Here is a 23,066-nt window from a genome sequence, read left to right as displayed (position 1 = left end):
CGATTAATTTAAAAACACAAAAAACATAATAATGAAGATTGAACCCCAACACGTAGTTTCGCTTACTTACGACCTGTATGTTAACCAGGAAGATGGTACTGAAGGATTAGTAGAAAGTGCAACTCAAGAGCAACCATTAACCTTTTTATACGGAGCAGGCCAAATGCTGCCTAAGTTTGAAGAGCATTTGAGTACCTTATCAACCGGTGATGATTACGAATTTCGCCTGAGTGCCGAAGATGCTTACGGCCAATATGACGAAGAAGCTGTGGCTAACCTGCCTAAAGAAATGTTTAACGGAACGGATGTGCCCGAAATTGGCAGCGTTTTACCTTTACAGGATAACGAAGGTCATCATTTTCAAGGCCAGGTAGTATCAATTGCCGAAGACGCTGTAATTGTTGACTTAAACCACCCTATGGCTGGCCAGGCCCTGCATTTTAAAGGTAATATTTTAAATGTGCGCCCTGCCACTCCCGAAGAACTTTCGCACGGCCATGCACACGGAGCAGATGGTCATCATCAGCACTAAAAATTTATTATACAATAAAAACAAAACGGGTCATTGCTGTAATCTAATCAGCAATGGCCCGTTATTATTTGGGCGAAATTAAAAACGGGCTGTGTTGTTGCCAGTTATAAAATCCCGAATCTTCTGAAGCCTGAAATAACGAAAAAGTGATAGCCTATACAACTGTCTTTTGACAGCCCCTCCGGTATTGATTGTACCCAATACTGCGCCGTTAGGTGCAATAGCCCGGTAGAAAACAAAATATCTAATCCTTTTGCGCCGTAGGTGACAATACTTAACAAACTATTATTGTTCGCGATAGAAACCGGCCAGGTATCGTACCGCCGGCACGAACTAATTGCCGGGCGTTTTTTCTACCGACCTTTAACTCATCCGGAGTTAAAAAAATGTTGCAATAGTAACTCCATAGCTTGAAATTAAAAACGTTATGGGTAGCGATAGCGCGGCAATCGCAAACTATAGAGGGGGCGGAAATGTATCGGTGCGGTTGTTTCCTTACAGCAATTACACGTTTTACTGTAAAAAACCAATAAACTAATAAAGGGGAAAAACGCAACGTTTTTCCCCTTTATTAGTTTATAAAAGTAAGGCTCGCTTACTTCAGTTTTTTGGGTGGTGTGGTTGATGCCGGTGCTTGCTTTACTTGTTGTTGCTGGCGCATCAGTTCTTCCATTTTAGCGGCAAAACCGCCTTTCTTTTTAGTTTTATCTTCAGGTTTCTTTTTGTTATCCTGTATTTGGGCGTGTATTTTTTTATCATCAACCATCAGGCGTATTAAATACTGTTGGGCAAAGGTTAACATGTTTGCCAAAAAGTAATAATAATTTAAACCCGCAGGGTATTTGTTTAGTACAAAAATGAATATAACAGGTGTAATGTACCCAATATACTTCATTTGGCCGCTTGCGCCCGATATTTGGTTGTTAAAGTAAGTGTAAATAAATGTTGAAATAGTCATCAACAAACACATTAAACTTAGGTGATCGCCCAGTAAAGGTATGGTGGTTCCAAATTTAATCAAATCGTCATAGGTTGATAAATCCTTCATCCACAAAAAGCTTTGGCCGCGTAACTCAAACAAAGCCGGGAAAAACCGCAGAAAAGCAAATACAATTGGCAATTGCAGCACCATGGGCAAGCAGCCACCCAGGGGGTTAACTCCAGCCTTTTTGTAAAGCTTCATGTATTCCTGCTGTAGCAGGGTAGGGTTATCCTCGCCAACTTTGGCTTTTATCTCGTCCATCTCGGGCTTTAGCACACGCATTTTAGCCATGGATAGGTACGATTTATAGGTAAGCGGCGATAGTACCAGTTTAAGCAAAATTGTCAATATCAGGATAACAATACCATAGTTCCAGCCAAACTGTTTCAAAAAGTCGAATACAACTAATACTACATACCTGTTAATGTATTTAAACAATACCCAACCTAAATCAATTTGTTTATCAAGGTTATAACCTTGCGCCTTCAATGTTTTAAACTCGTTTGGCCCAAAATAAAACTCCATCGGGTAAACACCGGCTGTATTAGCAGGTATTTGCAAGCTGGCCAGCATCTGCTTAACCTCGGTTTTATTACTGGTATCGAGGCTTACACGGAGGTCTGATTTAGTAAACCCGTCTTTATAAATCAACACGTTTGAAAAAAAGTGCTGTTTAAACGATACCCATTGCACCTTTTTATCGGCAATGGTTTTGGCTTCATCGCCGGTTACGCTTAGGTTGTATACATCGTCTTCGGTATTTTTATACGTAACGGTTGAATACTGGCGCTCCATACCCATGTCCTTTTCGGTTTTGAGCATGCTCGATTGCCAGTTGATGTCGATAGTTTTATTATCAGCTACAACGTTATCTAAGCCAACCTCTTTTATAGTGAGGCCCAATTTATAACCTAACGGACTAAGGGTGTAAACATAGTCGATGTATTGGGTGGCACTGTAATTTAAACGGAAGGTAATTGTAGAATCGGCACCGGCTGAGTTTAAACCCGCGGATGATGGTTTAAAATACAAATCGTTGGTGTTGATTTTTTTATTGCCGGCAATAAAATTTAAACCAAAATGGTTATTGGCACCATCAAACAGTATGAGTGGTTTGCCATCAAAAGTTTTAAATCTCTTTAACTCTACCGACTGAACGCGGCCACCAAGTGTTGAAACTTTTACCAGTAATTCTTTATTTTGTACGGTAACCAGTTTATCATCACCTACTGTAGCTGCGCCAAACGCAGTTTTCAATAAGGCAGAATCAACAACTTTGGGTTTTTTAACCGAATCGGCTTGCGGAACTACAGCGGCTGTTTTAATTCCGGCTCTTTTTAACGAGTCGGCATGTGCGGCTATTTGTGCTTTTTTAAGTTCGGCTTCACTCGGCTTCATCAGGTAAAATGAGCCAAAAAGTATCAGCATAATCAGGAATAATCCTGTGTAAGTATTTTTATCCATTGTAATAAGTACGTAACAAGCTGCTATTTTTTACGGGCATAAACCAGCGCAGCGGCCACAAAGTTAACAAAAAGTGGGTGAGGATTAGCAACCGTTGATTTTAATTCCGGATGAAATTGCGCACCCACAAAAAACGGGTGATTTTTAAGCTCTACAATTTCAACCAGGTTGTTTTCGGGGTTCATTCCCGATGGTATCATTCCGGCGCTTTCGTATTGTTTAAGGTAATCGTTATTAAATTCGTAACGGTGGCGGTGCCTTTCGGAGATGTTTAATTGGCCGTAAATAGCTGCCGCTTTACTGTTCTTTTTAATTTGGCAGGCATATGCACCCAGGCGCATGGTGCCGCCTTTGGCAGTAATCTTTTTTTGTTCCTCCATCATGTTGATAACCGGGTAGGGGGTATCGGGGTTCATTTCAACACTGTGTGCATCTTTTAATCCCAATACGTTGCGGCCAAATTCAACCACGGCGCACTGCATGCCCAGGCAAATACCAAAAAACGGAATATTGTTTTCGCGCACGTAACGTATAGCTTCTATTTTACCCTCAATGCCGCGCACGCCAAAGCCAGGCGCAACCAATATACCATGCAGGCCTTTCAAACGGTCAACAGCGTTTTCGGGTGTTAATTGCTCCGAGCTAATACATTCTACCCGTACCTTGCACTCATTTTGCGCGCCGGCATGTATAAACGATTCGGTGATGGATTTATAGGCATCCGGCAATTCAACATATTTACCAACCAGGCCAATGCGTATTTCGGCAGTTGGGTTTTTCAGGCGGCCTAAAAAGTCTTTCCAGCGTTCTAAATTAGGCTCGTTTTTGCTCGATAGCTTGAGCTTGCTCATTACTGTTTTATCTAATTGCTCTTTAAGCATCAGCAACGGCACATCGTAAATGGTTGATGCATCTATCGATTCGATAACCGCGTTAACATTTACGTTACAAAATAAGGCTATCTTTTTACGGATGTCCATATTGATATGATGCTCGGTACGGCAAACCAAAATATCTGGTTGGATACCATACTCCAACAACATTTTAACAGAGTGTTGGGTTGGCTTGGTTTTTAACTCGCCCGCAGCAGCTAAAAATGGAATAAGGGTTAAATGGATAACGAGCGAATCATTTTGCCCATGCTCCCACCTAAACTGGCGCACAGCCTCAATAAATGGTAACGATTCGATATCGCCCACGGTGCCGCCAATCTCGGTTATTACAACATCATACTCGCCGGTTTCGCCCAGTATGCGGAAGTTGCGTTTAATCTCATCGGTAATGTGCGGAACTACCTGTACTGTTTTACCTAAAAACGCACCTTCGCGTTCGCGGTTGATTACGTTTTGGTAAATACGGCCTGTAGTAATGTTATTGGCTTTTGATGTTGGCGTATTTAAAAAACGCTCGTAGTGCCCAAGGTCAAGGTCGGTTTCGGCACCGTCTTCGGTAACGTAGCATTCACCGTGTTCGTAGGGGTTTAATGTTCCGGGATCGATGTTAATGTAAGGGTCAAATTTTTGGATGGTAACCCGGTAACCACGTGCCTGTAGTAATTTGGCCAGTGATGCAGAAATAATACCCTTCCCTAACGACGAGGTAACGCCGCCCGTAACAAAAATATATTTAGTCATATGTTTTTTTTGAATTTCGGTACCCGATGAATGGAGAACAGAAATTGTTTGTGTACGGGATGCAAAGGTAAAAAATTATTTGGGATTTGCCCGATGTGTTGGTAAAACGACACCGATTTTACAAGGCAAATGATACTGCCGTAACTAACAGCTTGTTAAAAAGGCACATGGGTAATAGCAAAACACAGGCAATCAAAAAACATGTAAGGCAAGGGCACGTTACAAATTCTTCAACAACTTCGTCAAATCTTCCGGCGTATCAATGGCATAGGTTTCCAGTTCGGTTTCGGCAACTTTAATGCGGTAACCGTTCTCAATCCAGCGCAATTGTTCAAGGCTCTCGGCTTTTTCAAGTGACGATACCGGTAATATCGTTACCTGCTGCAAAATATCGCTGCGGTACCCATAAATACCAATGTGCTTGTAATAAGTATAATGGTAAAGCCATTGCTGCGGCTCGCTGCCACGCACGTGGGGCAGGGGAGAGCGCGAAAAATAAATTGCCTCCGAGTTTTTATTTAAAATAACCTTTGGCGAACTAAAGTTATACAACTCTTCGGTTGTTTGTATTTTTTTAACCAGGGTGGCAAGCTGCGTATCCGGTTCATCAAAGCACGATGCCACTTTGGCTATCTGCTGCGGATCTATAAATGGTTCGTCGCCTTGTATATTGATAATCACCTGGTATTCGGGATGCGCACCGGCAACTTCCGCACAACGGTCGGTGCCGCTTTGGTGTGTTTGTGCCGTCATCACCGCAACGCCGCCAAATTGTTGTACGTGCGTAAAAATGCGCTCATCATCGGTGGCAACAATAACCTCGGTTAAGGTATCGCATTTTTTTGCCTGTTCGTAAACGCGCTGTATCATGCTTTTACCGTTGATATCAACCAACGGTTTTCCGGGAAAGCGGGTTGACGCATAACGGGCGGGTATAATACCTAAAATCTTCATTTTTTCAATGTAATCGTTTTAAACGCCTTCAACGCCTTTTCCTGGTCGCCTTCCGAAAGGCCGTCGCCCACCATATTAAAATTTAACTGCGAAGTGCGGCTTTTAATGTAAACCCCGGTTTTGCCTTCGGTAGCAGTTTGGGGCCAAATGGTTTTGATGATATATTGTTGAGTAGTATCAAGGCGTATGTTATGGCTTTTAATGGATTGAGGTATGCGGATGGGTACATAAATGGTACTATCCTTATATTTCAGGTCGGCAATATAATCGGCTCCGGGATAATACCTTCGCCATTTATCGTCGGGCACGCGAATCTTTTTAGTGTATTCAATATTAGCCTCCACTTTTATAGGCAATGCCCCTTTAATTGCCTGTTGTTGCATTAAACGTTTAGTTTCGGCTTCCAGTTTTTCTTTGGGCACGTAAGTAACATCCGGGTCACAAAAATAGCAGGTAGAAGAGGACCAGTTTTTTTCGTCGGTTAGGTATTGCTGCTCAGTTGCAATTAAACTACTGGCATAGCCCATTGTACTATAATCAAATGATATGGTGCCCGACGATGTTGTAATAGTACCCACAAACGAATCGGTACCATTACCAGGCTCATAGCTCCAGCCGTAAGGCATATCCATTGTAAAGTAACCTGTATCGAGCTTTTTGGTGCAACTAAATAAGGATATAAATAAAAAGAGATAAATAAAATTTTTAACTTTCATCATCTAATGTCAGCCCTTTCCTTAATAGATATAGTTTTAAAGGCAGTTAAAGCCTGTTCTTGCTCTCGCGCATCTAAATTAGCAGCCACCAAATTAAATGTTAAATGATCTTTTTTGCCATAAAAATAAATAGCTGTAATACCCTTACCAGTAACTTTTGGCGATATTGTTTTTATGATATATCTATTGGTTGAGTCTATACGAATATTGTGATTTTTTATTTCAGAAGGTATGTTTATCGGTAAAATAATTGCGCTGTCTTTATATGTCAACTTCGCAATATAATCAGCTTTAGGATATTTTATTTTCTCTTTTTGATTTGGTTGATGAATTTCACTTTTGGGCGTTGGCTCGGCTTCCACTTTAACCAATGTAGAATCGGTTATTCCCTTTTCTTTCATTTGCCTTGCCTTCTCACTTTTTACATTAAAATTGGCTGTATAAGTTATACCTGGTTTACAAAATAAACAATCTTTTAACCAGCTTTCCTTTTTTAGATATTCTTGTTCGGTTGGTATTAATGAATTAGCATAACCGTGATAACTAAAATCGAATACAAAGTAAGAATGCATTGTTAATATTCTTCCAATAAAGGAATCTTCACCACGTTCTTCTTTATAAACCCAAGTCCTCGGAATGATTATCTTAAAGGATTTCAAATCGAGTTCTTTTAAATTATTATACTGAATAAAGCCAAATAAGATTGGTACAACTAAAATAAGCCACTTACTCCGCATGCTGTATATTATTAAAACAATCCGTTTATCTCGCGCTCTATCAGTTGTATAATGGTACCCAGGTCTTCGGGGTTATTGGTAAAATCAAGGTTGTCTTTATCCAAAATCAATAATTTGCCAAGCTTATAGCTTTCAATCCATTTCTGATACTTGTCATTCAGTTTTGAAAGGTAATCAAGCCTGATACCACTTTCGTATTCGCGCCCGCGGCGTTGTATGTTGCTAACAAGTGTAGGCACCGATGCCTTTAAATAAATAAGCAGATCGGGAGGTTTAATAAACTCGGTAATGTTATCAAAAATAGATCGGTAGTTTTCAAAATCGCGCGTTGTCATCAAACCCATATCATGCAGGTTTTCGGCAAAAATAAAGGCGTCCTCGTAAATGGTTCTGTCTTGTATAATCTGGCGATCGCTTTTTTGTATTTCTATAATTTGCTGGAAACGGCTATTTAAAAAATAAATCTGCAAATTAAAGCTCCACCGTTTCATGTCGCTATAAAAATCTTCCAGGTAAGGGTTATTGTCAACAGCTTCATATAGCGGATCCCATCCGTAATTTTTGGCCAATAATTCTGTGAGCGTTGTTTTACCGGCTCCTATGTTTCCAACAATGGCTATATGCATGCGATATGGTTAGCCCCCCGGCCCCCTAAAAGGGAGGCAAAGGGAAATAGTTTAATATTAAGTATGTTAGTTATTTATAGTGCAAATTAATTAAAACATCTGCAATAACAAATAGATTTTATTGCTCCCCCTTTAGGGGGTTGGGGGGCTTTAAAACTTTCTAAAACCAATTATCTCCCTTACTTCACTAATAGTTCTCCGTGCACTTTCGCGGGCTTTATCGGCACCTTGTTCGGCAACTTTGCGTAAATAAGCCGGGTCGTTGGCAATGGCGTCAATGCGTTCGCGAATGGGGGCTGTGGCAATAATCATATCTTCGGCCAGTTGCTTTTTCAAATCGCCGTAGCGTATCTGGCACTTGTTATACAAGCTATCAAAATGTTGGACAGTATCTGCCGACGATACAACCTTCATCAAATCAAACAGATTTTGTATTTCCGATGGTTTTTCCTGGTTCTCAACCGTTGGCCCTGCATCGGTAACGGCGCGCATTACTTTTTTGCGGATAACCTCCGGCGAGTCCGACAGGTAAACCGCATTAGCCTCACCTTCCGATTTTCCCATTTTGCCTTTCCCGTCCAATCCCGGTATTTTTACCAGGTTGGCACTGTAACTAAAGGCAAAAGGTTCTGCAAAGTATTCGGTATTGTACAGGCGGTTAAAACGGTTACCAAAGGTGCGGGCCATTTCAAGGTGTTGTTCCTGGTCTTTACCTACGGGTACTTTGGTGGCTTTATGTATCAAAATATCGGCAGCCATTAAAACCGGGTAGGTTAATAAGCCTGCATTTACGTTTTCGGGGTTTGCGCGTACTTTGTCTTTAAACGATGTGCTGCGTTCCAATTCGCCAAGGTAGGCGTTCATGTTCATGTATAAATACAGCTCGGCAATCTCCGGCACGTCCGATTGTACGTAGATGGTCGCTTTTTCCGGGTCAATACCGGCAGCCAAATATTCAACAAGCACCTGTTTAACGTTGCCGTGCAGGTTTTCGGGGGTAGGGTGTGTGGTTAATGAATGCAGGTCGGCAATAAAAAAATAGCATTTATATTCTTGCTGCATTTTAACGAAGTTTTGAATAGCTCCGTAATAATTCCCTAAGTGTAAATTTCCGGTAGACCTAATACCGCTAACAACAGTTTCCATTTGGGCGAAAGTAAGTATTTTTTCTATTTTTGAGGACGATGAAAATGATATTGAAAAAAATCCACGCCCGTTTTTACCGTTACAGCGTTGGCTTTTTTGTTGCACTGTTTTATCCGCTACTGTATTTTTATTCGCGAAAGCCGTCCCGTTACGCAACCATGAACCGGCTTAGGCAGGCTTGCAGTTGGTGCAGCTCGGCCATATCGGGCATTTTTTACCGGGTAAAGTACGAACAGCCTATTGATTGGCAGCGCACTTATATTGTGTGTCCTAACCATAGCTCCAGTCTGGATGTTACGGCTTGCAACATGGCACTCAAAAATAACTTTCACTATATGGGTAAGGATGCGTTTTTAAAAAACTGGGCCTTAGCTATCTTTTTTAAAAGCATGGATATTCCGGTTAACCGCGAAAGTAAAATGTCGTCGTTCAAGGCATTTAAAAAGGCTGCCGAAAATTTAAAAAACGGGCGTACACTGGTAATTTTCCCCGAAGGCAAAATACCCGACGATTATCCGCCCCGTTTAAACGAATTTAAAAACGGCCCCTTCCGCCTGGCTATTGAGCTTAAGCTGCCAATATTGCCCATAACATGTGTAGACAACTGGAAAATAATATGGGATACCGGCCTCGAAACCGGTGGCAGCCCGGGCATTGGCCATGTGTACGTGCATAAACCCATAGAAACTTCACATTTAACCTTAGAGGATGCCGACAGGTTGAAGGATGAAGTATTCGGCATCATTAATACCAAATTTACAAGTGGCCAATGGTAAACATCTTGAATAAATGATTCGTTTTTTTAGGCGCTTACACAACTACTATTACATATTTACGGCTCTGCTAACATTAGCACTGTTTTATCCGTTGCTTTGGTTTTATTCGCGCAAGCAGTCAAGATACCCTACGTTAAACAAATTGAGGCGAGTATGCTGTTATATAAGTTCAACGGCATCGGGTATTTTTTTTAATGTTACCGAGCAGGAACCGGTAGATTGGAGCCGTACCTACATTGTTTGCCCCAACCATACATCTAACCTTGATATTTTGGCAATGTGTATTGCCGTTAAAGGCAACTATCATTTTATGAGCAAGGCCGAACTGGCAAACACACCTTTTTTTAAAATTTTTGCTAAAACGGTAGATATTCCGGTTAACCGCGAAAGCAAAATATCGTCATTTAAAGCATTTAAAAAAGCGGCAGAAAACCTTAAACAAGGCCAAACGCTTATCATTTTCCCCGAAGGCAAAATAGGCGATGAGTACCCTCCAATTTTAGAGGAATTTAAAAGCGGCCCGTTCCGGTTGGCTATTGAGTTAAAAATACCTATCCTACCAATTACTTCCTTAAACACCTGGCATATTTTACACGACAGTGGCTTTAAACGCGGCAGCCGCCCCGGCATTTGCGATATATTTATTCATAAATCCATTGAAACCGCCCACCTTACTATTAATGATGCCGATTTGTTGAAGGATGAGGTTTATAACCTGATTAATCAAAAATTTATGAGTGCGGATTTGCCGAATGCCGTTACAATGAAATCAGTTTCGGTTGGATAGGGATATATGATTTACACCTGCCAATACAAAATACATTATCTTTTTATTTAACTTTACCTGCCATGACAATAGATAACGAAACCGTTGAGAAGATAGCCCACTTAGCGCGCCTTGAAGTTACAGAAACCGAAAAAAAGGATTTAGCTAAAGATATGAACCGGATATTGGATTTTATGGCCAAACTGAATGAGGTTGACACAACTGGCATTGAACCATTGGTTTACATGACCGAATTAACCAACAGCATCCGCGAAGACGTTGTTAAACAGGAAATAACCCACGAAGAAGCCCTTGAAAATGCTCCTGAGCACGATGCCGACTATTTTAGAGTTGCCAAAGTGATAGGCTAATACATTTTTGACAGTTCAATATTGATCCTAAGAAACGTATTTTAAGCATCTGATAGGCTGTTATCATTAACGGATACTTAAAAATGCGTGGCACTAAATAAATAAACTGCCGCTTGTAACATTTACCTATATATCTTAGTCAAAGAAAGAAAAAACGGATGCAACCATTAATAACGCTTAAAGATATTGGTCGTAAATATGTTATCGGTACCGAGGTTATACACGCCTTAAAATCGGTTACGTTAAATATTAACAAAGGTGAGTTTGTGGCATTAATGGGCCCTTCGGGTTCGGGCAAGTCAACCCTGATGAATATTTTAGGCTGCCTTGATACACCAAGCAAAGGAGAGTACACATTAAATGGTACCGACGTAAGCCGCATGAGCGATAATGACCTTGCCGAAGTACGTAACAAAGAAATTGGTTTCGTTTTTCAAACCTTTAACCTTTTGCCACGTAATACCGCTTTAGATAACGTTGGCCTCCCGCTTATTTATGCCGGGGTAAATAAAGTAAACCGCGAAAAGCGCGCAAAAAGTGCCCTTGAAAATGTTGGACTTGGTAACCGTATAGATCATAAACCAAACGAGCTTTCGGGCGGGCAGCGGCAGCGCGTTGCTGTGGCCCGTGCCTTAATTAATAATCCATCTATCATATTGGCCGATGAGCCTACGGGTAACCTCGATACCAAAACATCTATAGAAATTATGGCCCTGATGGAAGAAATTCATGCTAAGGGCAATACCATTATTTTAGTTACCCACGAAGAGGATATAGCCTTACACGCCCACCGTATTGTACGTATGCGCGATGGATTGGTAGAAAAAGATTATTTAAATACCGATATACATACAAGCAAACAAACAGCCAGTCTTTAGTCGTCAGTCTTTAGTTTATAGTCATGAGTATTTGCGGGTTAATAGCTGCTTTGTTTTTTTGACTCAACATTTAAAGCTCAGTACTTTAAACTAAACCTTAGCCATTCCGGGGATAGAGGCAATAAGCTTTTTGGTATAATCTTTTGTTGGGTTGTAGTACACTTGTTCGGCATCGCCAACCTCTTCAATAGCACCCTTGTTCATCACTATAATACGATCGGCTATGTGTTTAACCACCGATAAATCGTGCGAGATAAAGATGTAGGTTAGGCTAAACTCCTCTTGTAATTCGCGCAGTAAATTCAATACCTGTGCCTGTACCGAAACATCTAACGCCGAAACCGATTCGTCGCAAATAATAAATTTGGGTTGTAAAGCCAAGGCCCTTGCAATTACAACACGTTGCCGCTGCCCTCCCGAAAACTCGTAAGGGTAACGGTTAAAATGATCGGCATTTAAATTTACACGCTTTAAAAGCTCCATAACCCGCTCTTTGCGCTCGGTATTGTTGTTATACAATTGATGCACGCGCAAAGGTTCCATAATAGCTTCGCCAACAGTAAGCCTTGGGTTTAGAGAAGAGTAAGGGTCCTGGAAGATGATTTGTATATCTTTTCGCATTTGCCTCATTTGCTCGGTGCTTAGGCTTTGCATGTTGGTATTTTCTAATAGTACGGTACCCGATGTAGGCTCAATAAGGCGTAAAATACTGCGGCCCAACGTGCTTTTTCCACAGCCCGATTCGCCAACAAGGCCCAGAGTTTCGCCGCGGTAAACCTCAAAACTAACATCATCAACTGCTTTAACGTAGTTTTTAACAGGCTGTAAAAAGCCATCGTTTACCGGATACCATTTACTAAGGTTTTGAACCCGTAAAAAAGGCTCCTGCGAGTATAAATTTACCTTACGCTGCAATAATTGGTTAATACTGTAAGCGTTTTTCTGCTGAATATCATGAATGCTGAAATCGGTTTTAACCATTTCACCACCGGCATCAAAGCGCAAAAAGTCCGAAACGGTAGGTAACATTTTTAAATGATGCGCCGTTGAGGGCCTGCACGCCAGTAAGCCTTTAGTGTAGGGGTGTTGTGGGTTGTTAAAAATTTGGGCAATATCGCCGTGTTCAACCACATCGCCCTTGTACATTACCATAACCTGGTCGGCTACTTCGCTTATCACCCCCAAATCGTGCGATATAAATATCAAGCTCATGTTGCGTTCGGCTTTTAACCTGAGCAAAAGTTCAATAATTGTTTTTTGCACGGTTACATCAAGTGCTGTTGTAGGTTCGTCGGCTATCAATATTTCCGGATCGCACGATAATGCCATAGCTATCATTACCCGCTGTTTTTGCCCGCCGGATATTTCGTGAGGGTAAGCTTCAAATATTTTTTCGGGTCGTGGCAATTGCACTTCCTTAAACAATTCAATGGTACGTTGCCTTGCCTCTTTGTTATTTAAACCCTTATGCAGCCTGATGGCTTCGGCAACCTGCGAGCCGCAGTTGAGCACCGGGTTTAACGATGTCATCGGTTCCTGAAATATCATACCGATGCGGTTACCCCTTATGGCGCGCATTTCGCGGGCACGCAGTTCAAGCAAATTAATATCGTCGAGCAATATCTGCCCTTTAATGATGCTTTTAGACGGTTCTAATAAACGCATAATAGCCAGCGAAGTAACCGATTTTCCCGAACCCGATTCGCCCACTATACCTATTACCTCGCCCTTATCAATTTTAAACGAAATATTTTTAACAGCCGTAAACAGGCCATCGTGGGTTTTAAATTCAACAATAAGGTTTTTAACAACAAGCATAATTAATTAAACAATAGTTACATTCTCATCCGCAATCAACTCGTCCCCTCTAAACCGCCTGATGAGCTGTGCCGTAGCAATAACATCTTTTTGGCAATAAGTGCATATTCGCGCCAAATCGTTTTCGTTCCAATAAACGTGGCCCACCATGCTACCATCAATATCGTCTTTTGGAGTTGGAATATTGAATATTTCGGTTAATAAACTTAATGAGGTATAGCTTTTATAATCGCCAAACTTCCACAACTCCATGGTATCCAAATGGTTAATTTCCCATGGCTTTTTTCCGGCTATTTGTAATTGCAGAGGGAGCGAAATTCCATTAATCAGCATACGGCGGCAAAGGTATGGAAAGTCAAACTCCTTGCCGTTGTGCGCGCACAAAACCATATTTACAGGTTGCTTTTTAAGCAGAAGGCAAAACTCTTTGAGCAATTCGCCCTCGTTATGCCCTGCGTACGATTTGATGCGTAAACCCATAGGTTGCTCCTTGGTAAATATACCTACCGATATGCAAATAATTTTACCAAACTCGGCCCAGATACCCGCACGTTCGTAAAACTCATCGGGTGTTTCGTCTTTACGCTGGTACTGGGTTTTGGCACCCCACAGTTTTTGTAAAGTTGGCGGCACTTGTTCAAAGTTAGCATATTGAGGTACGGTTTCAATATCAAGCACAAGTATGTTTTGCAAATCGAGCTGTTGAAGCATAGCTAAAATTAATAAAAAAAACAGTAGTTAAAAACTGTACCGGCTGACTGAAATTAACTACACTGTATAAAAAATATACACTGCATTGCCCTTAAAAACGTTGCGTTTTTGTTATAGAAAATTGCAATAAAATGCCAGACTAATAATTATTGGGTATATGGCTGACCAGCAAGTCAGGTTTTAATAGCTACAACGAAATTTGGACTATAATTTGCTGCTAACTAAGTAATTAAACGCCAACCATATGAAATATATAGTGCCGAAGTTAAAAAGCTTTATAAGTGCGTTGGTTCACCCACGCACATTGGCCTTGCGGAACGAAGGTTTAACCGACGAGGAACTGTCAAAGGATCATAACACCTGGTTTATTTAAAACCGGAAGTTTGATAAAATTTGATTCGATGATACTTTCGGGAAGGAATATAAATTTCTTGTCGTAAATATTGCCGTCTAAGTAATAACTCAGCCAATACTCGTTGTTTAGCCCAAAGGTAGCCTCGTCAATTGGTTCAATCAGCGCGTACCCCTGGCTTTCAACTTTAGGTATCATATGCCTTAAAACGGAGGTTTTTACCTGTTCGCCATTTTTTTCGCCATAACCTTTTGATGTAATTAATACGTTTTCAATAATTTCCTTTTTTAGGTTTATTAAATAAACGTACCATATTTTACTTTCGCTGCTTTCGCGCTCAAGTGCCACAGCAATGGCTATATCTTTAACGTTATTATCAGGTAAGTCTTTTTTCATAACACATGAAAAAGTAACATATTATTTCTTAACTGCCTTTGCCTTTTTAACAGCAGGCTTTTTAACAGGTGCAGCTTTAGCTACAGCCTTCTTGGCTCCAAATTTCCCTTTTTTAGGTTCCTTCTCGGCAATCTCGGCCAGGGCTTTACATTCGTCAAAGGTAAGCGTAAGCGGGTCCTTATCTTTAGGTATCTTAATGTTGAGTTTTTCAAACTCAATGTAAGGGCCCCAACGGCCATTCAATATTTTAACCTCCGGGTTTTCATCAAATACTTTAATCAGGCGCTCGGCGTCTTTTTTACGCTTCTCCTGGATAATTTCAATGGCCTGGTCTTCCAGCACATCCAGCGGGTCAATACCTTTTGGTAACGAGTAAAAAGCACTGTTGTGCCTAATATATGGGCCAAATTTACCAATGGCAACCGTCATGTCCTTCTCTTCAAAAAAGCCAACTTTTTTGGGTAGCTTAAATAGCTCCATTGCCTCTTCCAAAGTAATGGTTTCCATCATTTGGCCGGTGCGCAAGCTTGCATATACCGGCTTTTCCTGACCCTCCACTTTTTCCTTGCTTTCGCTTTCGCCTATTTGTACAAATGGGCCGTAACGGCCAATACGTACCGAAACCATTTTGCCCGATTTCTCGTCGATACCTAAATCCCTGCCGCCGTTGGCTCTGTCGGCATTTTTAGTGGTACTTTCAACCTCCTGGTGGAAAGGCGTATAAAACGACCGGATCATGGCTGTCCATTCCGTTAACCCTTGGGCTATTTCATCAAATTGCTTTTCAACGGTAGCGGTAAAGTTAAAATCAACAATGCCATTAAAATGCTGAACCAAAAAATCGTTAACTACGGCACCAATATCAGTTGGGAACAATTTAGAGCGTTCCACACCTGTATTTTCGGTTTTTTCTTCTTTAGCAATTTTTCCGTCGCTCAAAGTCATCACACGGAAATTACGGGGTTTGCCATCCCTGTCTTCTTTAACCACATAGCCACGATTTTGAATAGTGGAAATGGTAGGAGCGTAGGTACTGGGGCGGCCAATGCCTAATTCTTCCAGTTTTTTAACCAAACTGGCTTCGGTATATCTGGCTGAAGCGCGAGTGTAGCGTTCGGTAGCTGTCATTTCCCGTAAGGTGAGTAACTGCCCTTTGGTTAAAGGCGGCAAAATAGCATTGTCGCCGTCTTCTGATATTTCTTCATCCTCGTCAGAAGATTCCAGGTAAACCTTCAAAAAGCCATCAAATTTCATCACCTCGCCGTTAGCAACTAAATCTTCGTTACGGGTTGATATACTAATTTTTGCAACGGTTTTCTCAAACTGTGCTTCACTCATTTGCGATGCAATTGCACGCTTCCATATCAATTCGTAAAGCCTCCGTTCAGAAGGGTCGCCGTCTGTGGTATGGTTTTCAAAAAACGTTGGGCGGATGGCCTCGTGAGCTTCCTGCGCGCCAGCCGATTTAGTTTTGTATTTACGTAACTGATGATATCTTTCGCCGTATGCGGATGTGATTTGCTTCTCGGCTGCCTGCAAAGCAGTGTCGGATAAGTTTACAGAATCGGTACGCATATAAGTTATCTTACCATATTCGTACAGCTTTTGCGCTACCTGCATAGTGCGCGAAACCGAAAAACCCAGTTTGCGGCTGGCTTCCTGTTGTAAAGTTGACGTGGTGAAGGGAGCCGCCGGGCCACGTTTGGTTGGCCGGGTTTCAAGGCTTTTTATATTAAAAGCTGCTGCAATACAATCGGTTAAAAATTTCTCGGCATCCTCTTGTTTGCTAAAGCGCTCCGGCAATTCGGCCTTGAACGATTCGCGACCTTTACCAAAAAGAGCCACGATGCGGAATGCAGCTTCGGCCTTAAATTTATTGATCTCTCTTTCCCTATCAACAATAAGCCTTACAGCTACCGATTGAACACGACCTGCTGATAGCGATGGTTTTACTTTTTTCCATAAAACCGGAGATAGTTCAAAACCAACCAGCCTGTCTAAAACACGACGCGCCTGCTGTGCATGAACTAAATTATAATCTATTTTACGTGGATTTTCTATCGCCTTTGTTATGGCCGATTTGGTGATCTCATGAAACACGATGCGTTTTGTCGTTGCATCCTTTAAATCTAATGTATCAAATAAATGCCATGATATGGCTTCTCCCTCGCGGTCCTCATCCGATGCCAGCCAAACCATTTCGGCTTCTTTAGCTAACTTTCTTAACTCGCTCACTACCTGTTTTTTATCGGCAGGAACCTCATACTTTTGTTCAAAGTTATTGTTAATATCTATGGCATCTTCCGATTTAACCAAATCACGGATATGCCCGTAGCTCGACTTAACAGTGAAGTCTTTTCCCAGGTATCCTTCAATGGTTTTGGCTTTCGCCGGTGACTCAACTATGAGTAAATTTTTGGCCATTCAACAATTTTTTTCTGCAAATAAAGCATAAAGTACGCGAAACACAAACTTTAGTTTTGCTTATGTGAGGATAGGTATAACGTTATAGGGGTATTGAGTTGCTTGTTAGTTATTAAGTTATTTGGTTATTAAGTAATTACTTGGTAAATGATTGATTTATTAACCTCAATAACCAATAACTCAGTAAACAAATAACTAAAAATAGTTCAATAACTATATCAAAAACCCGCCGCCTAAAAGATCATCACCCTCGTAAAACACTGCCGATTGCCCCGGTGCAATACCCGAAACGGAATGATGAAAATCAACCTTCATGTGGTCGCCAATTTGTACTATATTACTTAACATACCGGCGTCTTTGTAGCGTATTTTGGTAATGGCTTCAATGGGTTCGGCAATGCTGGCGTATTTAATTAAATTAAGGTTACGCACCCAGGCTTCTTTACGTTCCAGTTCGTCGGCGGTACCTAAAACAACGGTGTTGCTTTCGGGCATAATTTGCGTAACAAACATAGGTTGCCCCAAGGCAATGCCCAAACCTTTACGTTGCCCTATGGTATAAAAGGGGTAGCCCTGATGTTTGCCCACAACGGTGCCATCGGTAAGTATATAATTGCCACCGGCTACTCTTTCTTCAAGGTCGCCAACTTTGTGTCTTAAAAAGGCTCTGTAGTCGTTATCGGGCACAAAGCATATTTCGTAGCTTTCGCTTTTATTGGCTAATTCAAGCTGGCCCATATCTTTAGCCATTTGGCGTATCTCGGCCTTGGCAAAACTACCCAGCGGGAATTTGGTGCGGGCCAGGTTTTGTTGTGATACACCCCAAAGCACATACGATTGATCTTTATTTTGATCCAGGCCCTTTGATATTACATGGCGCCCGTTATCGTGCTGCCTAATGTTGGCATAGTGCCCGGTAGCAATAAATTCGCAATCCAATTTATCGGCACGTTTTAATAGTGCTTCCCATTTAATATGGGTGTTACACAGCACACAAGGGTTTGGTGTGCGCCCGGCAAGGTATTCGTCAACAAAGTTATCAATTACAAAATCGCCAAACTCGCTGCGTATATCTAATATATAATGCGGAAAACCATACCCAACAGCAAGGGCACGGGCATCGTTAATACTATCTAAACTGCAACAGCCGGTTTCTTTGGTGTTAGTGCCCGACGAAGCATAGTCCCACGTTTTCATGGTTAAACCAATCACCTCATACCCTTGCTCGTGCAGCATCACTGCCGCTACCGAACTATCAACCCCGCCACTCATGGCCACTAATATTCTACCGTGCTTGCTCATTGTTATAGGGTGCAAAAGTAGTTATTAAATAAAACAAATAGGGTATGCCTTAGTCAGTTAAAGGTAAAGAGAACGGTGCTTATACATCGTAAACAAGGGGGAGTTTTTTGGTTAAGGCCGGGCACAAACCCGTTGGCGGAATTAATTTAATTTTATTAGAGATAAAGATATACAAAAATTTAGCACCCCTGCTGCAAATAAATATAGTCCAAAAACCGCAATAAGAGCACTATATAAATAGATTACCCCCAAAAACAAAGTAATTATAGCCCAAATATTAGAGTGCTTTTTTTTATTCTTTCCATAGTATCGATCAATAAAAGACTGTGAAATAACAAATGGCATTCCACAAACTATGTAAGAAAAAAAACGCCAATCATATTTACTGAGTGATGCCAAAATGTTAGGTAAATAAAAAGCAATGATGTTGTATAATATCCAAACCAGATCAAGTGGTATGAAATAATTGATAATGTACGCTTCATTCTTAATCTACTTTAATAAAGTTACCGGCGATAGCAAAATAAGTTGAAGAAGAATCATAGTACCTTTGTACGTATATACTACATACAAAAAAGTTATACTTACGTGATAGAATGCCATCTGAAAAGCCAAGATATTCTTTAAACTGTTTTGGATTAGGGTTCATTGTAATAAGTAATATTAAGATCGCGTAGAATACGTATGAGATCTTTTTTTTGTTTAACTCAAATTTTGAAGCCATTGAGTTAAATATTGATTTAAAGGTAATTGAATTATATTTTTGTGGTTTCTTTGTTACTACAATATCAGGTGATGGTTGTGTGTATTTAAATGAAGAAGGTATAACTATGGTTCCGGATGCCGAGTCATGGAAGCCTTCTCTCCCAAAGAAAGTAAATTGCTCTAATGGAATAAGGCGAAGAATAGACCTAAGTAAAATATTTAAGATTTTAGGAGTGGATCCATCGCTCATGGCCACTTTTGTTCTTGTTAAGAGTTTACCTACGGTATAGCCAGTAAAATATTCCATCAGGGTGTAATACCCAAAAGAGCAATAGCAGAATATTTGTAGAGAAAAGTACTTTTCTGATTTATAAATATCTTCATAAATCGGATCTATTTTAAATATGCATTCTATTACCAGCGGGCATATAGCATATAATAAAATTAAGTTGTCAATAAAAAGGTTAGCAAATCTTCGATAGATGCCAGCAGGGTGCATTGTGAAAAGGTTTATGTTGCCATAGCCCCAGTCTGGCGGATTAAAAAAAAGAAGCGTGGGGCCTCACCGGACAGCAGGCACGACCAAGCGCCTATATACGAGTGATAATCCCCACGCTATCGCGTATGGCAGTTCTCGGCTCGTATAGTTCGGGTTGAATTTGGTCGTTTCGCTGCCCTGAACGAGTTCGCTAATAAATAATTAACCAAATATATAAAACGCCAGGTGAATTTACACGGGTATTTTTATACTTTAGAGGAAAAATAACCTATGCCTCTATTCTATTATGTAACAGAAGACTTTTATTCAAGAAAGAAGAAATTTGAAGCTGAATTAAGAAAGTTAGAATTAGAGCATGTTGACTTTTTTATGGAAGTCAATAATCAGCATAAAAATATATATATATCCTTAATCGAATATATAGTATTGGGAGTTAGCAACGGGATGGTTTTTTTCGAATTTAATAAAAATTATTTCGATGCAATCCCTGAAAATGTCAGGGAAGATTGTGTTAACTTATTTATTGAGATTTTTGAGCATCCGCGCATGGTATAGGTATACTTACCCTTTCTCCTGATTTATTGCCATCGATAGAAAGAAGGAGAGCGCTTGGTGTGATCCATCGATATTCCACACCATCTTTTAGCTTGAAAACAAGATTTATAGGGTCATTGCCTATTATTTCAATAAAATCCTCTCCGTGGTAATTTTCAATTTTAGTACTCATACTTTAAAGGTAATCAATTTCTTAAATAGATTACATCAATGCATATTTAATTTTACTAACCGGCTTATTGGTTTTTTGGTTAATGTAATTTAGGATAGTCATAGACAATAGTTTTGACCATATCCTGGTAAAGTAGGCTACCAGTGTTTTAGCATAATTTTGCTGTATTCTAAACTGATCTGCAAGTTGTGAAAATACAGTTTCAATCCTTTTACGTTTATTTCTGTATGGCTCTGGGATAAATGAGATGTTTTCTATTTTCGCATTTGCTTTAGAATCGTAAAGGAGGCTAATTTTAGATTCTTCCTTTAGTGTTTTTTTATAAGACTGGCTGGTATATCCTTTGTCTGCAATGAGTCGGATATAATCTTTGTTATTTTTTCGGGTTTCATTAAATCTTTCGCCAATACTATCTAAATAGTTAACATCGTGATATGATGCCGGAGTAACATCAAAAAACTGGACAGCGCCCTCAAAGGAACATACAGCGTGTAACTTATATCCGAAGTAATATTCGTCCTGCGAAGCGCAATAGCCTACGTTAGGCTTAATGTAATGATGTTGGGCACCAATCTTAACCCAATTCTTTCGAGCGAACCTACATAGTCTTAAAGGCATAGAATCGACTATGAAAACCTGTTGAGCGGTGACGATCTGCGAAAGTACTTGTTTTCGTACTTCCTCTATCTGAACTTTTAGCTTTCGCCTTCTATCGTTGTATTGTCGTCTGCTAAGAAGACCTGGAAAATCTTTTTTGCTAAGTAGGGCGAAGAAATAGTTTTCGCTGGTATGGCCCATACTTTCTGCCGTACAAGCCAGCGCAATTATTTCAATATCAGAGAAAGTAGTTTTAGGGCCAGGTTTAACTTGTTTTTTAAAAATAGGAGAGTCTTCGCCTAAGACCTGTCTTAGAACGCATAATATCTTGTCGAAATTTGACTTAATAGAATGCATTGAAAATTTTGCCCGTAGCCAAAACTTTCCTTACTTTTGAGGTAAGAAAGATAGCCGAACGGAATTATTCGTTTAGTTGTTTAACTTCTTGAAAAGCCCCTCTGCGTCGCCAAACTATGAGGGCTTTTCTATTTAATAGCTACAATATCAATTTATCAAGGTTTGATACATAATTATCTTTTAGTTCTTCTAATCCATCTTTGAAAAATTCTTTTATTCCATAGTAATAAACACCATTATGCATAACACGCCCAATCTGTTTATCTTTAAAGAGAGAGGATAGGGTAACGGTTATTTTAGTTTTGATTTCTGCGGTAATATCAATGGTGTGCTTAAAGGCGATACACTTGTAAACCCCAGCGGCATTTTTAATAAAGTAACGAGGGTTTTCAGAATCAATATCTAAGCACCATTTGATAGATTCGCGCCATTTTATTTGCACGTCAGGTCTTTTACCTTTGGCAACATGGAGCTTGGCTTCTAAGTCCGTTATCTCCGACTTTTTAACAGCTATCTCATCGATGATTTCTGCAATTTCTTTAGCTACCGGATCTTTTTCAAGTTCTTTTTCGGTAGCCTGAATTACTGCATTTGATAACTGATTAATATTAGCCATGTTATTAAATTTATTCAAAAGTAATAACAATTATTATTTTTGTCAATCAAAAGTTTTCAACAAAAAAGCGGCTCTATTGGCCGCTTTTAAACATTATCTTTTTAAGAAATTAATTCCGCCAACGGGTCGGGCACAAGCATTAACTACAAAGAAATAGGCATTGTTTATCAATAACTTATATAAGTTATCTAACTAAAATATTTATATTTCCATTCAAATCTTCAACAGTTACTATGCCCGCCAGTTCAGAAAGTGTGAAGCAGGTTTTATTTAAATGCTGAATTATTTTTAATATTTCTACACTTAAATTGGGGCTTCCCCAGCCTTTCGCTTTAAATACCTCGGGGTAAAATCCATTCATTCCAAGCAGATAAAAGCCACCATCTTTAGTGGGGCCAAGCGCACTGTCAAAATGTTCCAGTTGCCTAAATGCTAACCTAATAATGCGTTCATCCAATTCAAGGCAATCACTACCTATAATAATTACATGTTGGTAACCTAACTTAAATACCTCAGCAAATGCGTTGGCAATGCGCTGGTGCATATCTAAACCTACCTGCTTTTTCTTAATATAAATATCGTTTGGCCAGTTGTCGTTTTTATCTACCGCTCTGTCATAGTATAAAAACTTATCAGTACTTAATGTTTTGGTGATAAGTTGGGCATGACTAAGCATCTGCCTATAAACTTCAAGCGCTTTATCATCGCCAACTGTTTTAGCGAGCCGTTTTTTCACCCGGCCCAAGTCGGGGTTTTTTATAAAAATAATGATGGCGCTTTTTTTCATGGCATAATAGGTTAACATGCTAAATATAAGGTTTTAAAGTACTTTTTTGTTGCGCCAAACCATAATATTACTTTTTGATGTGAGTGGTGTAAGCTTAGCTTGTTTTTAAATTGTACGCCAATTATTTTTCTGTTTTTAATACCCCGAAAAATGTTTGATTTATAGGTGTTTATTACCCACCAGGCATTTTGCG

At 40.2% G+C, this 23,066-nt stretch carries 23 protein-coding genes; 6 read left to right on the top strand and 17 right to left on the bottom strand.

All coding sequences use genetic code 11. From position 1 onward, the window contains the following. Window positions 1–31 precede the first annotated feature (31 nt). The gene (locus tag BDD43_RS20015; RefSeq protein ID WP_121199344.1) at window positions 32–532 is read left to right on the top strand and encodes an FKBP-type peptidyl-prolyl cis-trans isomerase; all 501 of its coding nucleotides are present in this window, start codon (window positions 32–34) and stop codon (window positions 530–532) included. Between the two features lie 595 nt (window positions 533–1,127). Here the strand turns inward: BDD43_RS20015 and yidC are convergent. The 7 genes from yidC to trpS form a co-directional block, all read right to left on the bottom strand. Further along, window positions 1,128–2,978: a membrane protein insertase YidC gene (gene yidC / locus BDD43_RS20010; RefSeq protein ID WP_121199343.1), complete on the bottom strand. Its 1,851-nt coding sequence runs from the start codon at window positions 2,976–2,978 to the stop codon at window positions 1,128–1,130. 23 nt (window positions 2,979–3,001) lie between these two features. After that, window positions 3,002–4,612 (bottom strand): CTP synthase, encoded by a 1,611-nt coding sequence (locus BDD43_RS20005; RefSeq protein ID WP_121199342.1) that lies wholly within the window; start codon window positions 4,610–4,612, stop codon window positions 3,002–3,004. Between the two features lie 219 nt (window positions 4,613–4,831). Then, window positions 4,832–5,566, bottom strand: a complete 735-nt coding sequence (gene kdsB, locus BDD43_RS20000) for a 3-deoxy-manno-octulosonate cytidylyltransferase (RefSeq protein ID WP_121199341.1) — start codon at window positions 5,564–5,566, stop codon at window positions 4,832–4,834. After that, the gene (locus BDD43_RS19995; protein ID WP_121199340.1) at window positions 5,563–6,285 is read right to left on the bottom strand and encodes a hypothetical protein; all 723 of its coding nucleotides are present in this window, start codon (window positions 6,283–6,285) and stop codon (window positions 5,563–5,565) included. The genes kdsB and BDD43_RS19995 overlap by 4 nt, the downstream gene beginning before the upstream one ends. Next, on the bottom strand, window positions 6,282–7,019 hold the full coding sequence (locus BDD43_RS19990) for a hypothetical protein (protein WP_121199339.1): 738 nt from the start codon (window positions 7,017–7,019) through the stop codon (window positions 6,282–6,284). The genes BDD43_RS19995 and BDD43_RS19990 overlap by 4 nt, the downstream gene beginning before the upstream one ends. A gap of 11 nt (window positions 7,020–7,030) precedes the next feature. Continuing rightward, the gene (locus BDD43_RS19985) at window positions 7,031–7,645 is read right to left on the bottom strand and encodes a deoxynucleoside kinase (protein ID WP_121199338.1); all 615 of its coding nucleotides are present in this window, start codon (window positions 7,643–7,645) and stop codon (window positions 7,031–7,033) included. 150 nt (window positions 7,646–7,795) lie between these two features. Continuing rightward, on the bottom strand, window positions 7,796–8,791 hold the full coding sequence (gene trpS, locus BDD43_RS19980) for a tryptophan--tRNA ligase (RefSeq protein ID WP_121199337.1): 996 nt from the start codon (window positions 8,789–8,791) through the stop codon (window positions 7,796–7,798). Between the two features lie 44 nt (window positions 8,792–8,835). Here trpS and BDD43_RS19975 point away from each other — a divergent pair, with 44 nt between their 5' ends. The 4 genes from BDD43_RS19975 (at window position 8,836) to BDD43_RS19960 (ending at window position 11,582) form a co-directional block, all read left to right on the top strand. Continuing rightward, window positions 8,836–9,567, top strand: a complete 732-nt coding sequence (locus BDD43_RS19975) for a lysophospholipid acyltransferase family protein (protein ID WP_121202050.1) — start codon at window positions 8,836–8,838, stop codon at window positions 9,565–9,567. A 13-nt stretch (window positions 9,568–9,580) separates the two neighbouring features. Beyond that, window positions 9,581–10,354, top strand: a complete 774-nt coding sequence (locus BDD43_RS19970) for a lysophospholipid acyltransferase family protein (protein WP_121199336.1) — start codon at window positions 9,581–9,583, stop codon at window positions 10,352–10,354. 62 nt (window positions 10,355–10,416) lie between these two features. Further along, entirely contained in the window at window positions 10,417–10,704 is a 288-nt protein-coding gene (gatC, locus tag BDD43_RS19965) for an Asp-tRNA(Asn)/Glu-tRNA(Gln) amidotransferase subunit GatC (protein ID WP_121199335.1), read from the top strand. A gap of 158 nt (window positions 10,705–10,862) precedes the next feature. Next, window positions 10,863–11,582: an ABC transporter ATP-binding protein gene (locus tag BDD43_RS19960; RefSeq protein ID WP_121199334.1), complete on the top strand. Its 720-nt coding sequence runs from the start codon at window positions 10,863–10,865 to the stop codon at window positions 11,580–11,582. 90 nt (window positions 11,583–11,672) lie between these two features. On the opposite strand, the gene BDD43_RS19955 is transcribed toward BDD43_RS19960, so the two are convergent. Both BDD43_RS19955 and BDD43_RS19950 read right to left on the bottom strand, forming a co-directional pair. Continuing rightward, a complete protein-coding gene (locus tag BDD43_RS19955) occupies window positions 11,673–13,400 on the bottom strand; it encodes an ABC transporter ATP-binding protein (RefSeq protein ID WP_121199333.1) in 1,728 nt (575 codons plus the stop codon). Window positions 13,401–13,406: 6 nt separating this feature from the next. Next, on the bottom strand, window positions 13,407–14,111 hold the full coding sequence (locus tag BDD43_RS19950) for a 3'-5' exonuclease (protein WP_121199332.1): 705 nt from the start codon (window positions 14,109–14,111) through the stop codon (window positions 13,407–13,409). Between the two features lie 244 nt (window positions 14,112–14,355). Here BDD43_RS19950 and BDD43_RS30865 point away from each other — a divergent pair, with 244 nt between their 5' ends. Further along, the gene (locus tag BDD43_RS30865) at window positions 14,356–14,484 is read left to right on the top strand and encodes a hypothetical protein (RefSeq protein WP_262707424.1); all 129 of its coding nucleotides are present in this window, start codon (window positions 14,356–14,358) and stop codon (window positions 14,482–14,484) included. Here BDD43_RS30865 and BDD43_RS19945 read toward each other — a convergent pair. From BDD43_RS19945 to BDD43_RS19910, 8 genes are all read right to left on the bottom strand, one after another. Continuing rightward, window positions 14,455–14,859, bottom strand: coding sequence for a hypothetical protein (locus tag BDD43_RS19945; protein ID WP_121199331.1), 405 nt, complete (start codon window positions 14,857–14,859; stop codon window positions 14,455–14,457). The two genes, BDD43_RS30865 and BDD43_RS19945, sit on opposite strands and share 30 nt — an antisense overlap. A 21-nt stretch (window positions 14,860–14,880) precedes the next feature. Further along, window positions 14,881–17,283 (bottom strand): type I DNA topoisomerase, encoded by a 2,403-nt coding sequence (gene topA, locus BDD43_RS19940; RefSeq protein WP_121199330.1) that lies wholly within the window; start codon window positions 17,281–17,283, stop codon window positions 14,881–14,883. Window positions 17,284–17,496: 213 nt separating this feature from the next. Beyond that, entirely contained in the window at window positions 17,497–18,585 is a 1,089-nt protein-coding gene (gene mnmA / locus BDD43_RS19935; RefSeq protein WP_121199329.1) for a tRNA 2-thiouridine(34) synthase MnmA, read from the bottom strand. Between the two features lie 487 nt (window positions 18,586–19,072). Further along, window positions 19,073–19,789: an RDD family protein gene (locus BDD43_RS19930; protein WP_121199328.1), complete on the bottom strand. Its 717-nt coding sequence runs from the start codon at window positions 19,787–19,789 to the stop codon at window positions 19,073–19,075. Window positions 19,790–20,309: 520 nt separating this feature from the next. Next, the gene (locus BDD43_RS29760; RefSeq protein ID WP_147425690.1) at window positions 20,310–20,516 is read right to left on the bottom strand and encodes a hypothetical protein; all 207 of its coding nucleotides are present in this window, start codon (window positions 20,514–20,516) and stop codon (window positions 20,310–20,312) included. A 30-nt stretch (window positions 20,517–20,546) separates the two neighbouring features. Continuing rightward, complete coding sequence (locus tag BDD43_RS19920) at window positions 20,547–21,470, bottom strand: IS982 family transposase (RefSeq protein WP_121199326.1); 924 nt, start codon at window positions 21,468–21,470, stop codon at window positions 20,547–20,549. Window positions 21,471–21,609: 139 nt separating this feature from the next. After that, window positions 21,610–22,086, bottom strand: coding sequence for a hypothetical protein (locus BDD43_RS19915; RefSeq protein WP_121199325.1), 477 nt, complete (start codon window positions 22,084–22,086; stop codon window positions 21,610–21,612). Between the two features lie 184 nt (window positions 22,087–22,270). Continuing rightward, window positions 22,271–22,891, bottom strand: coding sequence for a TIGR04282 family arsenosugar biosynthesis glycosyltransferase (locus BDD43_RS19910; RefSeq protein ID WP_121199324.1), 621 nt, complete (start codon window positions 22,889–22,891; stop codon window positions 22,271–22,273). Window positions 22,892–23,066 lie beyond the last annotated feature (175 nt).

Source organism: Mucilaginibacter gracilis, from assembly GCF_003633615.1.
Lineage (GTDB): Bacteria > Bacteroidota > Bacteroidia > Sphingobacteriales > Sphingobacteriaceae > Mucilaginibacter > Mucilaginibacter gracilis.
This window is presented reverse-complemented; position numbering and strand designations above follow the sequence as displayed.

Coding starts and splice junctions, on each gene's coding strand:
- BDD43_RS20015 (WP_121199344.1), top strand. CDS start 32: ATGAAGATTGAACCCCAACACGTAGTTTCGCTTACTTACGACCTGTAT.
- BDD43_RS19970 (WP_121199336.1), top strand. CDS start 9,581: ATGATTCGTTTTTTTAGGCGCTTACACAACTACTATTACATATTTACG.
- gatC (WP_121199335.1), top strand. CDS start 10,417: ATGACAATAGATAACGAAACCGTTGAGAAGATAGCCCACTTAGCGCGC.
- BDD43_RS19985 (WP_121199338.1), bottom strand. CDS start 7,645: ATGCATATAGCCATTGTTGGAAACATAGGAGCCGGTAAAACAACGCTC.
- BDD43_RS19930 (WP_121199328.1), bottom strand. CDS start 19,789: ATGCACCCTGCTGGCATCTATCGAAGATTTGCTAACCTTTTTATTGAC.
- mnmA (WP_121199329.1), bottom strand. CDS start 18,585: ATGAGCAAGCACGGTAGAATATTAGTGGCCATGAGTGGCGGGGTTGAT.
- BDD43_RS29760 (WP_147425690.1), bottom strand. CDS start 20,516: ATGAGTACTAAAATTGAAAATTACCACGGAGAGGATTTTATTGAAATA.
- BDD43_RS30865 (WP_262707424.1), top strand. CDS start 14,356: ATGAAATATATAGTGCCGAAGTTAAAAAGCTTTATAAGTGCGTTGGTT.
- BDD43_RS19955 (WP_121199333.1), bottom strand. CDS start 13,400: ATGCTTGTTGTTAAAAACCTTATTGTTGAATTTAAAACCCACGATGGC.
- BDD43_RS19920 (WP_121199326.1), bottom strand. CDS start 21,470: ATGCATTCTATTAAGTCAAATTTCGACAAGATATTATGCGTTCTAAGA.
- topA (WP_121199330.1), bottom strand. CDS start 17,283: ATGGCCAAAAATTTACTCATAGTTGAGTCACCGGCGAAAGCCAAAACC.
- BDD43_RS19990 (WP_121199339.1), bottom strand. CDS start 7,019: ATGCGGAGTAAGTGGCTTATTTTAGTTGTACCAATCTTATTTGGCTTT.
- BDD43_RS19975 (WP_121202050.1), top strand. CDS start 8,836: ATGATATTGAAAAAAATCCACGCCCGTTTTTACCGTTACAGCGTTGGC.
- BDD43_RS19960 (WP_121199334.1), top strand. CDS start 10,863: ATGCAACCATTAATAACGCTTAAAGATATTGGTCGTAAATATGTTATC.
- trpS (WP_121199337.1), bottom strand. CDS start 8,791: ATGGAAACTGTTGTTAGCGGTATTAGGTCTACCGGAAATTTACACTTA.
- BDD43_RS19995 (WP_121199340.1), bottom strand. CDS start 6,285: ATGATGAAAGTTAAAAATTTTATTTATCTCTTTTTATTTATATCCTTA.
- BDD43_RS19915 (WP_121199325.1), bottom strand. CDS start 22,086: ATGGCTAATATTAATCAGTTATCAAATGCAGTAATTCAGGCTACCGAA.
- kdsB (WP_121199341.1), bottom strand. CDS start 5,566: ATGAAGATTTTAGGTATTATACCCGCCCGTTATGCGTCAACCCGCTTT.
- yidC (WP_121199343.1), bottom strand. CDS start 2,978: ATGGATAAAAATACTTACACAGGATTATTCCTGATTATGCTGATACTT.
- BDD43_RS20005 (WP_121199342.1), bottom strand. CDS start 4,612: ATGACTAAATATATTTTTGTTACGGGCGGCGTTACCTCGTCGTTAGGG.
- BDD43_RS19910 (WP_121199324.1), bottom strand. CDS start 22,891: ATGTTAACCTATTATGCCATGAAAAAAAGCGCCATCATTATTTTTATA.
- BDD43_RS19945 (WP_121199331.1), bottom strand. CDS start 14,859: ATGAAAAAAGACTTACCTGATAATAACGTTAAAGATATAGCCATTGCT.
- BDD43_RS19950 (WP_121199332.1), bottom strand. CDS start 14,111: ATGCTTCAACAGCTCGATTTGCAAAACATACTTGTGCTTGATATTGAA.